The following is a 14,105-nucleotide window of genomic DNA, read 5'->3' on the forward strand; positions in this document are numbered from 1 at the left end:
TGTAGGAGTGAGCCTGCTCGCGATAGCGTCAGCCCAAACACCACAGACTTTCAGACCTCACGCACCGGCACTCGCACCACCAGACTGGTGCCCTCCCCCGGCTCACTCACCAGCTCCAGCCGCCCGCCCATGATCAACACTCGCTCACGCATGCCGACCAGACCAAACGACGTCGGCCGACCCTCGGCGGCGACAAATCCTACGCCATCATCGCTGACGGTCAGACACAATTCATCGCCCGCAAGCGCCAGCGTCAATTCCACCGTATGCGCCTGAGCATGGCGCATCACGTTGGTCAGCGCTTCCTGCAAAATCCGGAACAGCCCCACCGCCTTGGCGTCGCTGAGCGCCGGCAGGTTATCCGGCACCTGCACCAGACACGGTATCTGCGTGCGCGCCTCGAAGCGCCGTGCCTGCCACTCGATCGCCGAGGCAATCCCGGCATCGAGAATCGGCGGGCGCAACGCCGTCGCCACATCGCGCACCAGCTGAAACAACTGCGCGATCAGGCGTTTCATGCTGTTGAGCCGCTCGTTGAGACCCGGGTCGAGTTGCGCGTAGGCCAGTTCGCACATCGACGTCTCCAGTTTCAGCACGGTGAGCATTTGTCCCAACTCATCATGAACTTCCCGGGCGATGCGCGCCTTCTCTTCTTCACGCACGCTTTCCAGGTGCGCCGACAGTTCGCGCAGTTGCTCGCGCGAGGCCGCCAGTTCCAGCTCGATGCGTTTGCTTTCGCTGATGTCCCAGACGATGCCGTCCCACACATAGGCGCCGTCCTCCAACTGGCGGGTGATCGCCTTGATCTCGGCCCAGCGCTGCTCGCCCTGGCGCGTGACGATGCGCCCCTGCCATGACCAGTCGCTGTCGGTGTCCAGCGCCTGATCCTGGGTGCGGTGATAACTGGCCTTGTCGTCGGGATGCACCAGACTGCGCAGGCCCATGTCGCGATGGGCGATGGCTGCCGGCGCATAACCGACCAGACTTTCGCTGCCTTCGCTGATATAGGCAAAGTCGATCTGCCCAGTGACCGGTGCCCGCTCCAGCCTGAACACCAGACCCGGGACGTTGGCGGCGATGCCTTGCAAACGCGCCTCGCTTTCCTGCAGCGCGGCGAGCGCACGGCGACGGTCGGTGACATCGGTGAGGTAGACCACCAGATATTCACTGTCGCGAAAACGCAGGAAGCTCAGGGAAACGTCAGCCGGCAACACGCTGCCATCGGCACGCAGGCAGCTGGTTTCGAAGCTCAGCGGCCCTTCTTCACTGGCCCGTGCACGCTTCCACAGATTGAGCCAGCGATCCATGTGCAGGCCGGGCTCGAAATCGATCAGCGGCCGTTCGATCAGCCCGCCCGAGGGATAGCCGAGCATGTTTTCCGCCGCGCGGTTGGCGTAACGCACATGGCTGTCCCAATTGACCCAAAGAATGCCGACGGTGCTTTGGTCGATGGAAAACTGTGTCAGCCGCAGCGCCTCTTCACTGGCCGCGCGCAACGCAATGTCTTCGCGGGCGCTGCGCAGGCGTTGTTCGAGGCTGTGCTGTTGGCGCCGCTGCCAGACCACGATCGCCGCGCAACTGAGCAGCATCACCGCAAACAACAGGCTGAGGTTCTGCCAGAATCCCGGCGATTCGGTCAGCCGCGGGTATTTCGGCTGTAGCCATTGGTTGTGCAATTGTTCCAGATCCTTGGCCGGGATCGCGCGCAAGGCGCTCTGGACGATGCCGGCCAGTTCCGGCCAATCGCGCCGCGAGGCCACACGCAGCAACTGCGGCAGGCCGATATCGCCGACCACTACCAGTTCGGCAAATTCCGGCTCCACCGACAGCCGGCCCAACTGCGCTTCGTCGACCACCGCGTAGGAGGCTTGCTGACTCAACAGCAGTTGCAAGGCCTGACGTTCCAGCGGCACGCCTTGCAGATTCAAGTGCGGATAGTTGCTGCGCAGGTAATCGGCGGTGCTGCTCGGCATGCGCACGGCGACGCGGGTCTGGCTGTCGAGTTTTTCCAGATCGACCGCGCCGCTGCTTTTCTGATCGCTGACCACCAATTGCGGCACGCGCATGTACGGGTCGGAAAACTGCCAGAGGCGCAGCGCGCTGGGAGTCTGGCTCAGGCCCGGGGCGATGTCGATTTCACCCTCGCGCAAAGCGCTTTCCAATGCCCCGATATCCTGAAAGTTACGCCAGCTCAGTTCCACGCCGAGGGTTTTGGCCAGCAGTTTCATCAACTCGACATTGGCCCCGGACAATCGCTGCAAGCGCCGATCGTAGGTTGCGTAGGGTGCTTGCAAGACCAGGCCGACGCGCAATTCGTTGTGCTGCGCCAGCCATTGCTGCTGCTCTGGCGACAATTGCGCGGCATGATCCGGTGGCGCAGGCGCCGCCCAGCCCATCAAGGGAAACCACAAACAGCCGATAACCCACAGGCAGCAAAATCGCTTCATTGAAGTCTCATACACTGACAAATTCTGACCAACCCATTAGGCTGCCGGGATACTTTCTGGCCTGGAATAACCGATGCCCTCTGTCTACCGCCTGGCACTGCCAGCATTGTGCCTGTCGCTGATCCTGCCTTGTGCGTTTTCCGTCGAAGCCGCCGACCCGGCGCCTGCCGCCACGGATAAACCCGCCGAAGAAAAACCGGCCGAGCGCCAGCCACTGCTTGAGCGTAGTCAGGAAGAGGCCGCCGCACTGCAACGTAAACTGCCGGCGCAAGAGCAGCAACAACTGCAGGCTGGCAGCGACACCTTCCTCGCCCTGTGGAAACCGGCCAACAGCGCCGAGCCCAAAGGCGCGGTGATCATCGTTCCCGGCACCGGCGAAACCGCTGACTGGCCGCAGGCAGTCGGCCCGTTGCGACGCAAATTGCCGGATGCCGAGTGGAGCAGCCTGAGCATTACCCTGCCGGACCTGCAAGGCGACGCTATCGCCCCGCGCGTGATCGAACCGGCCGCCGCGCCGAAAGCCCCGGAAACTACAAGCAAGGACGCCACCACCGCGCAACCGATCGAACAAGCCGCTGGCGGTGAAGCGGAAGTTGCCGAACAGGTGGTGACCGAGACCGGCGAAGAACAGGCCAAAGCCGATGCCGATCGCATTTTCGGGCGAATCGACGCAGCGATTGCCCACGCCGAACAGCAAAGCGCGCGCAGCATTGTCGTGCTCGGTCATGGCACCGGCGCCTACTGGGCGGCGCGTTTTCTCAGCGAGCGACAAACGCCTCAGGTGGAAAAACTGGTCATTGTTGACGCGCAAGCACCGGTCAAAGCCCTGCCGCCACTCGCCGAACTGACGCCGACGCTGAAGCTGCCGACGGTGGATATTTTTTATATGGACAAAGCGCTGGATCGCAACGCGGCGCTGGAGCGCATGCAAGCGAGCAAGCGTCTGAAGACCTCAGCGTTCAGCCAGGTGGCGCTGAAGGTGTTGCCGGACAAGAAAGCTGAGCAGGAACAGCTGGTTCGGCGGGTGCGGGGCTGGTTGAATCCTCAGGCTGTTGACTGACTCTTCCACCGAGTCGCCCTTAATTCGCGAGCGGGCTCGCTCCCACATTGGATCTATGCAAAATTCAATGTGGGAGCGAGCCTGCTCGCGAAGAGGGCCGCACAAACAACAACCCTCTAACGCCTAGCGAAAATCCCGCCGCTCGCGAATCAGCGTATAAGCGCTATGCAATTCCCGCGTCCGCTCGGTCGCCTCACGCACCTGTGCCGGCGTCGCGCCGCTGCCGGCGATCTTGTCCGGGTGATGGCGACTGAGCAATCGCCGGTAGGCGCGCTTGATCTGTGCCGGCTCGCTGCTCGCCGACACCCCAAGCAATTTCATCGCCTCCTGATAGCTCACCGCCGCACTGACGATCGGCCGCTTGCCCGGCTCATAATCGCTGGCCAGCGCTTGCACCTGCTGCGGCGTCCAGCCCAGCCATTTGCCCCACTGCGCCAGTAACTCACGTTCGCTGACACCAGCGCGACCATCGGCCCAGACCATGCGCCAGCAGGCACGCAAAACGCCTTCGGCGGCATGGGGCTGAGTACTTAACCGGCGCAGATAGCCGCGCAGATTATCGCTGCCGGACTTGCCGCGATTGAACGCCGCGATGGCCCGTCGAGTCGCCGGCTCGCTCATCTCCAGCGCACGCATTTCATTGCGGGCCTGCTGGATATGCCCGTCAGTGACGCGCCCGTCACTCTTGGCCAGACGCCCGAGCAACACGAACAGCAGTTCATCGTTGCGCAGCATCGGCCGGCCGCCGAGCTTTTCACGTAAGTGTCCCCAGCTCTGCAAATGCAAGCGCCGATCCAGCGCCTGCCCCAACAACGCCCCAAGCATGGCCCCCGGAATGCTGGCAATCGCATACCCCACTCCGGCCCCAATCAGAGTCCCTGGCCACAGCATCTCAGCGACTCGCTTCTATCAAGGCTTCGGCTTCGGCCAGGCGCTCGTGGGTACCGACATCCACCCAATGCCCCTTCAGGCGCTCGCCCGTTACTTCACCGTTGGCCATGGCGTTGCGTAGCAGCGGCGCAAGTTTGAAAGCGCCATCGCTGCAACCGTCGAACAACTGCGGATGCAGCACGGCGATACCGCTGTAGGTAAGGGTCTGCGCATCAGGCTCGCCATCCTGCACTTTGCCGTCGATCAGGGTGAAATCACCGTTCGGGTGATGCGCCGGATTGTCCGCCAGCACCAGATGCGCCAGGCCATTGATCGGCTGGTGCAGCACGCTGAAGTCGTAATCGGTCCAGATGTCGCCGTTGACCACCAGAAACGCATCGTCACCGAGCAACGGCAGCGCGCGGAAAATCCCGCCACCGGTTTCCAGCGGCTCGCCCTCCGGCGAGTACTGGATGCTCAGGCCGAAACGCGAACCGTTACCCAGATGATCCTCGATCTGCTGACCGAGCCAGGCGTGGTTGATGACGATTTCGTTGAAACCTGCGGCCGCGAGGGCACGCAGGTGATACTCGATCAGCGGCACGCCAGCGGCACGCACCAGCGGTTTCGGCGTGGTCAGGGTCAGCGGGCGCATGCGCTCGCCTTTGCCCGCCGCCAGAATCATTGCCTTCATGCCGTCGCTCCAGCACGCAAGCTGCTGAACAGCGCTTGCAGCTCCGCCAGTTCAGGGCGGCGCGCGATCACTGCTTCTATATAAGCGAAGAAGCGCGGCACGTCCGCCAGATAACGCGGCTTGCCGTCGCGATGACAGATGCGCGCGAAGATGCCGATGACTTTCAGGTGACGCTGCACGCCCATCAGGTCGCTGGCGCGCAGAAAGTCTTCGAAGTCGGGCTGCACTGGAATGTCCAGCGCCGAGGCTTGCTGCCAATAACTTTCCAGCCAGCCGCGCACGCGTTCTTCAGGCCAACTGAGGAAGGCGTCCTTGAACAGGCAAGTCACGTCGTAGGTCACCGGGCCGTATACCGCGTCCTGGAAATCCAGCACGCCGGGATTGGGCTCGCTGAGCATCAGGTTGCGCGGCATGTAGTCGCGGTGCACCAGCACTTTCGGCTGCGCGAGCGCGCTGTCGATCAGCAGCTCACTGATGTGCTGCCATTGTTGCTGCTGAGCCGCATCGAACTCGATGCCCAGCTCGCGCTTGACGTACCACTCGGGAAACAATTCCAGCTCGCGACGCAACAAGGCGACGTCGTAACTAGGTAACGGCGCAACCATCGGCAACTGTTGAAAAGCCAACAGCGCTTGCAGGGCATCGTGGAATAACGCGTCGGCATTTTCGCCATCGATCACGTCGAGATAGGTCTTGTTGCCCAGGTCATTGAGCAAAAGAAAACCGCGCTCGAGGTCCTCGGCATAAATTTTCGGCACATTTATTCCGGATTTCGCCAGCAAAAAGGCGATATCCACGAACGGTTTGCAGTTTTCCTGGGGGGCGGCGCGTCCATCACGACGAAGCTGCGACCATCGCCCTCCCAACGGAAGTAGCGGCGGAAACTCGCGTCGCTGCTGGCCGCAGTCAACGTGGCCGGGGGCACGGTGCCCCAGCCCTGTTCGGCAAACAGCTTTGCCAACTGCTCATCGAGCCAAACTTTCAGGTGTTGCAAGCGTACATCTTGGTCAGGCATTGCAAGGGTCTCCGACGGCGCTAGCCGTCAAGCGGGTCATGCTTTATTATCCAGCATCTTTTTCAGACCATCGAGAGGCGTGCGGCCCACACCGCGGGCAGATGGCACGCAGGAAGCCCGGACTAATAAGATGGCATTGAAATCCCCCGCGTTTCGTAAAAAATTTCCGTTGTTGGTAACCGGCAGTCTGCTGGCTATGCAACCTCTGGCCAGTCAATTCGTTGTTGCCGCCGAGCAGTATGACTGCTCCGTCTCGGCTACGGGTGGCTGGGACTGTGCGCCCAAGTCGCCCGCCGCGGCATTGCCGCCGCGTCCGGTGCATGACGGCAGTGCCGTCAGCTCTGCTGGCGAGGCCCCGGCCGACAACGGTTCCGGCGCAGAGACCGGTGCAAAAACCGCACTGGTCACTGAGTCCAAGGGCCGCGGCCTGAAATCCCGTAGCGAAGACTACAGTCACCTCGACTGGGTTCCGCGCGAGAAGCTCACCGCTGCGCAATTGGCCGAGACTGGTCCTTACTGCTCTGGTTCCTATATCGAACCGATTCGTCCTGGCATGAATGACAAGACGAATAAAAGTGACGCGCCGACCTTCATCGGTGCCAAAGCGTCGCGTTACGAGCAGGACACTCAAGTCGCCAGCCTCGCCGGAGACGTGGTCATGCGTCAGGGCAGCATGCAGGTCGAAGCCGACGAGGCCAACCTGTATCAAGCCGAGAGCCGTGGCGAACTGGCCGGCAACGTGCGTATCCGCGACAACGGTGCGCTGATCGTCGGCGACCACGCCGATGTGCAACTCGACACCGGCGAAGCGAAGGTCGACAACGCCGAATACGTGATGCACAAATCGCGCATCCGCGGTAACGCGCTGTATGCCAAGCGTGCCGAAAACGCGATCATCCGCTTGAAGGACGGCACGTACACCACGTGCGAACCTAACAGCAACGCGTGGCAGCTCAAGGGCAACAACATCACCTTGAACCCGGCGACCGGTTTCGGTACCGCAACCAACGTGACGTTGCGCGTCAAAGACATCCCGATTCTGTACACCCCGTACATCTACTTCCCGATCGACGACCGTCGCCAGTCCGGCTTCCTGCCGCCGACCATCGGTTCGGGCAGCGACACCGGCTTCATGCTGGTTACCCCGTACTACTTCAACCTGGCGCCTAACTACGACGCCACGTTGTACCCGCGTTACATGAGCAAGCGCGGCATGCTGGTGGAGGGTGAGTTCCGTTACCTGACCAAGTCGAGCGAAGGGCAGTTCGGTGCCTCGTATCTCAACGACGAGAACGACGATCGCAAGCGCCAGTCCGACTACAACGAGACTCGCTACATGTACAACTGGCAGCACAAGGGCGGTCTCGATTCCCGCGTGCTGACCCAGGTTGACTACACCAAGATCAGCGATCCGTATTACTTCCAGGACCTGCAAACCGACCAGATCGGCGTCAAGAGCGACGACTTCGTCAACCAGCAGGGCTCGGTCACTTATCGTGGCGACAGCTACACCGCACGCCTCAACGCTCAGCAGTATCAACTGGCGACCGTTTCGAACATCACACCGTATGGCCGTCTGCCGCAGATCACCTTCAATGGTCAGCTGCCGTATCATCCAGAAGGCCTCGATTTCGATTATCAGACCGAGCTGGTGCGTTTCGACCGCGATCTGAGAAGCGGCACCTTTGTGCAGGAAGACGGTATTACCACCGAGCCGCGTCTGGACAACAACATCACCGGCCTGGCTCGTGCCAATGGCGATCGCTTGAATCTGAAGCCGGGCGTCAGCCTGCCGATGAGCTGGACATATGGTTTCCTGAAGCCATCGCTGAAATATCAGTACACCCAATATCAGCTTGATCTGGACAACACCGGTAAAGCGCAGATCGATGCGCTGTCGCCAGCAAACCAGAAGCTCTACGGCAAGTTCGACAGCAACCAGAATCGTGGCGTACCGATCGCCAGCATTGATAGTGGCCTCTACTTCGACCGAAATACTTCGTACTTCGGCAAGAACTATCGCCAGACTCTGGAACCACGCCTGTTCTACCTGTACGTCCCTGAGGTCGATCAGGAAGATATTCCGGTGTTCGATACCAGCGAAACGACGTTCAGCTACTCCTCGCTGTTCCGTGACAACCGCTTTACCGGTGCCGACCGTGTCGGTGACGAGAACAAGCTGTCACTGGGTGTGACCAGCCGCTGGATCGAAGACAACGGTTTCGAGCGTCAGAAAATCAGCGTAGGCCAGGCTTATTACTTCAAGAATCGCGAAGTGCAGTTGCCTGGCATCGATGCGAAAACCCGTGAAGATTCCAAATCCAGTGTCTCGCCATACGCGCTTGAATACGAATACCGCTGGAACCGCGACTGGCGCGCCACAGCCGACTACAACTGGGACCCGGACAGCCGCAGCCCGCGCTCCGGCAGTGCGATGTTCCACTACCAGCCAGCCGACAACCCGAACAAGGTCATCAATGCCGGCTATCGCTATCGCAACGATCAGATTCGTTATGACCAGAACACCGGTCAGTGGTCGGTGGGCGGTGGTGACTACGGCGTTCCCGGGCAGCCTGGCTACGTGAAGGACTACTACAAGATCCAGCAGCATGACTTCTCGGTCATCTGGCCGATCGTTCCGCAGTGGAATGCCATCAGCCGCTGGCAGTACGACTACAACCGTAATCGCACGCTGGAAGCTTTCGGTGGTTTCGAATACGACAACTGCTGCTGGAAACTGCGCCTGATCAACCGTTACTGGGTTTCCTATGACGAGTTCAGCCAGGAAGCTCCGCAAAACGAAAAAGGCGACCATGGCGTCTTCCTCCAAATTGTTCTGAAGGGACTCGGCGGCCTGACTGGCGCCAAGGTAGAGAGCTTCCTCGACAAAGGCATTCAAGGTTATCGTGAACGTGAAGACCAAGCTTTCTGATTGTCTGCGCCCGGTGCTGCTGGGCGCGTTGTTCCTGGGTACGGCGGCCAACGCCGCCGTACAGTCCATCGATAAAGTGGTGGCGATCGTCGACAACGACGTGGTCATGCAGAGCCAACTGGACCAGCGCGTTCACGAAGTTCAGCAGACCATCGCCAAGCGCGGTGGCGGTCTGCCGCCTCCGGGCGTGCTCGATCAGCAAGTGCTCGAGCGTTTGATCGTAGAAAACCTGCAACTGCAGATCGGCGAACGTTCGGGCATCCGCATTACTGACGAAGAGCTGAACCAGGCTGTCGGCACCATTGCTCAGCGCAACAACATGACTGTTGAGCAGTTTCGTGCTGCGCTCGCTCGCGATGGCCTGAACTATGACGACGCCCGTGATCAGATCAAGCGCGAGATGATCATCAGCCGTGTGCGTCAGCGTCGTGTGGCCGAACGTATTCAGGTTTCCGAGCAGGAAGTGAAAAACTTCCTCGCCTCCGACCTGGGCAAAATGCAGCTGTCCGAAGAACTGCACCTGGCCAACATCCTGATCCCGACTCCGGAAAGCGCCAACTCTGATGCTATTCAGAGCGCCGCGCGTCAGGCCATGGAGGTTTACCAGCAGCTCAAGCAAGGCTCCGACTTCGGTCAGATGGCTGTTGCCAAGTCCGGCAGCGACAATGCGCTGGAAGGCGGCGACATGGGCTGGCGTAAAGCCGCGCAACTGCCACCGCCTTTCGATCGTGAACTGAGCAGCATGGCCGTCGGCGACATCACCCAACCTGCACGTACACCAGGCGGTTTCATCATTCTGAAGCTACTGGGCAAACGTGGCGGCGAAGCGCAGATGCGCGACGAGGTTCATGTGCGCCACATCCTGGTCAAGCCGAGCCCGATCCGCGACGAAGCCAAGACCAAGGCACTGGTGCAATCGTTGTACGACCGCATCACTGCCGGCGAAGACTTCGCCGAGCTGGCGAAGAACTACTCGGAAGACCCGGGTTCCGCGCTCAATGGTGGCGACCTGAACTGGATCGACCCGAACGTACTCGTGCCGGAATTCCGCGAGGTGATGGCCAAGACCCCACAAGGTCAGCTGTCCAAGCCATTCCAGACGCAATACGGCTGGCACGTGCTGGAAGTCCTTGGCCGTCGCGCCACCGACAGCACCGAACAGGCCCGTGAGCAGCAAGCCATGACCGTACTGCGCAACCGCAAATACGACGAAGAGCTGCAAACCTGGCTGCGGCAGATCCGTGACGAAGCGTACGTAGAAATAAAACTCCCTGGTGCAGACCAGGCAGCGCAGTGATACCCAAGCGTTTCGCGCTGACACCCGGCGAACCAGCCGGCATCGGTCCCGACCTGTGCCTGCTGCTCGCCTCGCAAGCCCAGCCACATCCCCTGATTGCCATTACCAGCCGCGACCTGCTCCTTGAGCGGGCCGCGCAACTGGGGCTGGTCGTCAATCTGCTGGATGTCGCGCCAGGGCAGTGGCCAGATGTTCCAGCGCCGACCAACAGCCTGTACGTCTGGGACACTCCGCTCAGCGCACCGGTAGTCGCAGGGGAACTGGACAAGGCCAACGCGGCGTTCGTCCTCGAAACCTTGACCCGTGCCGGCAATGGCTGCCTGAACGGCGACTTCGCCGGAATGATCACCGCGCCGGTGCACAAAGGCGTGATCAACGAGTCCGGCATCGCGTTTTCCGGACACACCGAGTTCCTCGCTGATCTGACGCACACCGCGCAAGTAGTGATGATGCTTGCCACTCGCGGTTTGCGCGTGGCGCTGGTCACCACGCATCTGCCTCTGCGCGAGATTGCCGACGCGATCACCCCGCAACGGCTGGAGCGAGTGACGCGAATCCTGCACACCGATCTGCAAGAAAAATTCGGCATTGCCCGGCCACGCATCCTGGTCTGCGGCCTCAACCCGCACGCCGGTGAAGGTGGCCACCTGGGCCATGAAGAAATCGACATTATCGAACCGACATTAGAGCGCCTGCGCGGCGAGGGCATGGACCTTCGTGGCCCGCTGCCTGCCGACACTCTGTTTACCCCCAAATATCTGGAGCACTGCGACGCAGTGCTGGCGATGTATCACGACCAGGGCTTGCCCGTGCTCAAGTACAAGGGCTTCGGCGCTGCCGTCAACGTGACGCTGGGCCTGCCGATCATCCGCACTTCGGTCGACCATGGCACCGCCCTGGATCTGGCCGGCAGCGGCAGGATCGACACCGGCAGCCTGCAAGTCGCCCTGGAAACCGCCTACCAGATGGCCGAGACCCGTTTATGAACGAGCAATACCAACACAAGGCGCGCAAACGCTTTGGTCAGAACTTCCTCCACGATGCCGGCGTTATCGACCGCATTCTGCGCTCCATTCACGCCAAGCCTGACGACCGCCTGCTGGAAATCGGCCCCGGTCAGGGTGCCCTGACCCAAGGTTTGCTTGGCTCTGGCGCGCAACTCGACGTGGTGGAACTGGACAAGGATCTGATCCCGATCCTCAACCAGCAGTTTGCTGGCATGAGCAATTTCAATCTGCATCAAGGCGATGCGCTGAAGTTCGACTTCAATACGCTGAATGCCGCCCCGAACAGCCTGCGGGTAGTCGGCAACCTGCCGTACAACATCTCCACGCCGCTGATTTTTCACCTGCTGAACAACGCTGGCATCATTCGCGACATGCACTTCATGCTGCAGAAAGAAGTGGTCGAGCGTCTGGCCGCAGGCCCGGGTGGCGGTGATTGGGGTCGTCTGTCGATCATGGTTCAGTATCACTGTCGTGTAGAACATCTGTTCAACGTCGGCCCGGGCGCATTCAATCCGCCGCCGAAAGTCGATTCGGCGATCGTTCGTCTCGTGCCCCACGCGGTACTGCCGCACCCGGCCAAGGATCACAAGCTGCTGGAGCGCGTGGTGCGCGAAGCTTTCAACCAGCGCCGCAAAACCTTGCGCAATACCCTCAAGCAATTGCTCAGCAATGCCGAGATCGAAGCCGCTGGCGTCGATGGCAGCCTGCGTCCCGAGCAACTGGATCTGGCCGCATTCGTGCGTCTGGCCGACCAGCTCGCGATACAGGTCCCGGCAGCTCCCGCCGCCGACTGACCCGCGATGAACGCTATCGGGCAGCACACCACTCTGGTTTACTGCCCGATACTTGCCTAGACTGATTCCCCATCAGCTACGCCCCGCGTTCCGCTTCGTTAAGGCCCTCTTGCATGTCCGATTCCCGTTATCAGGTCGATGTCAGCGTCGTCACTCACTATCTGGCAGACCAATCGCAACCCGAACACGACCGTTTCGCCTTCGCCTACACCATCACCGTGCAGAACAACGGCGAGCTTGCCGCCAAGCTTCTGGCCCGGCACTGGGTAATTACCGATGGTGACGGCCATGTCGAAGAAGTACGCGGTGAAGGTGTCGTTGGCCAGCAACCGTTGATCGATGCAGGCAAGAGCCACACGTATACCAGCGGCACGGTGATGACCACCAAGGTCGGCACCATGCAGGGCACCTATCAGATGCTCGCCGATGACGGTAAACATTTCGATGCAGTCATCAAACCGTTTCGCCTCGCTGTACCCGGAGCCCTGCACTGATGACGACGTACGCCGTCGGCGACTTGCAAGGCTGCCTCGAGCCGCTCAAGTGCCTGCTCAAGCAAGTTGCCTTTGACCCGGCGCTGGATCGGCTATGGCTGGTTGGCGATCTGGTGAACCGTGGCCCGCAGTCGCTGCAAACCCTGCGTTTTCTCCATGAGATGCGCGAGTCGCTGGTCTGTGTCCTCGGCAATCACGATTTGCATCTGCTGGCCGCCGCGAAAAAGATCGAGCGCTTGAAGAAAAGCGACACCTTGCGCGAAATCATCGAGGCGCCCGATGGCCCGCAACTGATGGAATGGCTGCGCCAGCAGAAGCTGATGCACTACGACGAAATCCGTGATGTCGCCATGGTCCACGCCGGCATCCCGCCGCAATGGTCGCTGCGCCGTGCCCTTAAGTGCGCCGCCGAAGTCGAGACCGCACTGCGCGACGACAACGTCTTCCCGGCCTACCTTGACGGCATGTACGGCAACGAGCCGGCAAAATGGGACAACGACCTCAAAGGCATTGATCGCCTGCGGGTGATCACCAATTACTTCACGCGCATGCGCTTTTGCACCGCCGAGGGCAAGCTTGACCTCAAGAGCAAGGAAGGCCTCGACAGCGCCCCGCCCGGCTACAAACCGTGGTTTCAGCACAAAGAACGCAAGACCAAAGGCCTGCGCATCATTTTTGGCCACTGGGCAGCGCTCGAAGGCAACATCCACGAGCCGGGCATTTCAGCGCTGGACACCGGATGCGTATGGGGCGGCAGCCTGACACTGATGAACGTCGACAGCGGCGAACGTCTGTCATGCAAATGTGATGAACACGGCGGGCTTGCACACACGGTCGCGCCACTTATCCCCGAATCTTCGCCAGTCGGCGCACCGCGTTAGACTGCACTTTCAGTTGAGCTACAGGAACCCGCCATGAGCGAATTCAAACGAATCCCCCCAGAACAGGCGCAGGCCCTGCGTGAACAGGGCGCAGTCGTAGTCGACGTACGCGATCCAGCGACCTTCGCCGCGCTGCATATCAGCGGCTCGAAGCATCTCGACAACCATTCGCTGCACGCTTTCATTCAAGGTGCCGACCTTGATGCACCGACCGTGGTGGTCTGCTACCACGGCAATTCCAGCCAGGGCGCAGCCGCCTATCTGGTCAGCCAGGGCTTCTCCGACGTTTACAGCATGGACGGCGGCTTTGAGCTGTGGCGTACGACTTATCCGTCGGAAACCGCGCAAGGCACCGCCGAATAATTTTTTTGCGCGGCGCAGGCCCCGGCTGCCGTGGGCCTGCGCGCGGCAGACGAACGGTCTGCCACAACTAATTACGTATCTCGCCTTTACCTCTCGAATTCCCAACTATCCTTAAGCGCAGGCCATCCAAAACAGGGGAGAGCCGGTACACCGGCGCGCGGGTCATCGGGAGTAGCTTTCGCGGTTTGTCGACCGTGGAAGAATTCTGGGGGGTAAACAGCAGCTGCCACAGCGACTGCTGCCAGCATCGA

Annotated in this window: 11 protein-coding genes and 1 pseudogene; 8 read left to right on the forward strand and 4 right to left on the reverse strand. The window is 60.8% G+C overall.

Annotated elements, in window-relative coordinates; translation table 11 throughout:
* Positions 1 to 50: 50 nt before the first annotated feature.
* Positions 51 to 2,447, reverse strand: coding sequence for a PAS domain-containing sensor histidine kinase (locus tag ACZ0AZ_RS06165; protein WP_463537084.1), 2,397 nt, complete (start codon positions 2,445 to 2,447; stop codon positions 51 to 53).
* 73 nt (positions 2,448 to 2,520) lie between these two features.
* On the opposite strand from ACZ0AZ_RS06165, the gene ACZ0AZ_RS06170 reads away from it, so the two are divergent.
* The gene (locus ACZ0AZ_RS06170; RefSeq protein WP_463570935.1) at positions 2,521 to 3,507 is read left to right on the forward strand and encodes an alpha/beta hydrolase family protein; all 987 of its coding nucleotides are present in this window, start codon (positions 2,521 to 2,523) and stop codon (positions 3,505 to 3,507) included.
* Between the two features lie 123 nt (positions 3,508 to 3,630).
* On the opposite strand, the gene ACZ0AZ_RS06175 is transcribed toward ACZ0AZ_RS06170, so the two are convergent.
* From ACZ0AZ_RS06175 to ACZ0AZ_RS06185, 3 genes and pseudogenes are all read right to left on the reverse strand, one after another.
* Positions 3,631 to 4,398, reverse strand: coding sequence for a TerB family tellurite resistance protein (locus tag ACZ0AZ_RS06175; protein WP_039757727.1), 768 nt, complete (start codon positions 4,396 to 4,398; stop codon positions 3,631 to 3,633).
* A 1-nt stretch (position 4,399) separates the two neighbouring features.
* A complete protein-coding gene (gene murU / locus ACZ0AZ_RS06180; protein ID WP_129997725.1) occupies positions 4,400 to 5,071 on the reverse strand; it encodes an N-acetylmuramate alpha-1-phosphate uridylyltransferase MurU in 672 nt (223 codons plus the stop codon).
* A pseudogene (locus tag ACZ0AZ_RS06185) lies at positions 5,068 to 6,086 on the reverse strand (aminoglycoside phosphotransferase family protein). The gene murU and the pseudogene ACZ0AZ_RS06185 overlap by 4 nt, the downstream one beginning before the upstream one ends.
* A gap of 130 nt (positions 6,087 to 6,216) precedes the next feature.
* Here ACZ0AZ_RS06185 and ACZ0AZ_RS06190 point away from each other — a divergent pair.
* The 7 genes from ACZ0AZ_RS06190 (at position 6,217) to glpE (ending at position 13,854) form a co-directional block, all read left to right on the forward strand.
* The gene (locus ACZ0AZ_RS06190; RefSeq protein WP_129997727.1) at positions 6,217 to 9,018 is read left to right on the forward strand and encodes an LPS-assembly protein LptD; all 2,802 of its coding nucleotides are present in this window, start codon (positions 6,217 to 6,219) and stop codon (positions 9,016 to 9,018) included.
* Positions 8,993 to 10,315 carry a peptidylprolyl isomerase SurA gene (gene surA / locus ACZ0AZ_RS06195; RefSeq protein ID WP_463537086.1) on the forward strand — a complete coding sequence of 441 codons (1,323 nt, stop codon included), beginning with the start codon at positions 8,993 to 8,995 and terminating at the stop codon, positions 10,313 to 10,315. The genes ACZ0AZ_RS06190 and surA overlap by 26 nt, the downstream gene beginning before the upstream one ends.
* The gene (gene pdxA / locus ACZ0AZ_RS06200) at positions 10,315 to 11,301 is read left to right on the forward strand and encodes a 4-hydroxythreonine-4-phosphate dehydrogenase PdxA (RefSeq protein WP_463538762.1); all 987 of its coding nucleotides are present in this window, start codon (positions 10,315 to 10,317) and stop codon (positions 11,299 to 11,301) included. Before surA ends, pdxA begins: the two co-directional genes overlap by 1 nt.
* Complete coding sequence (gene rsmA / locus ACZ0AZ_RS06205) at positions 11,298 to 12,116, forward strand: 16S rRNA (adenine(1518)-N(6)/adenine(1519)-N(6))-dimethyltransferase RsmA (RefSeq protein ID WP_041476699.1); 819 nt, start codon at positions 11,298 to 11,300, stop codon at positions 12,114 to 12,116. Before pdxA ends, rsmA begins: the two co-directional genes overlap by 4 nt.
* Before the next feature lie 113 nt (positions 12,117 to 12,229).
* Positions 12,230 to 12,610, forward strand: a complete 381-nt coding sequence (apaG, locus tag ACZ0AZ_RS06210) for a Co2+/Mg2+ efflux protein ApaG (RefSeq protein WP_039757715.1) — start codon at positions 12,230 to 12,232, stop codon at positions 12,608 to 12,610.
* Positions 12,610 to 13,491, forward strand: a complete 882-nt coding sequence (locus ACZ0AZ_RS06215; protein ID WP_129997730.1) for a symmetrical bis(5'-nucleosyl)-tetraphosphatase — start codon at positions 12,610 to 12,612, stop codon at positions 13,489 to 13,491. Before apaG ends, ACZ0AZ_RS06215 begins: the two co-directional genes overlap by 1 nt.
* Before the next feature lie 33 nt (positions 13,492 to 13,524).
* The gene (glpE, locus tag ACZ0AZ_RS06220; RefSeq protein WP_016772893.1) at positions 13,525 to 13,854 is read left to right on the forward strand and encodes a thiosulfate sulfurtransferase GlpE; all 330 of its coding nucleotides are present in this window, start codon (positions 13,525 to 13,527) and stop codon (positions 13,852 to 13,854) included.
* Positions 13,855 to 14,105 lie beyond the last annotated feature (251 nt).

The sequence above is a fragment of the Pseudomonas sp. AC239 genome, from assembly GCF_979258545.1.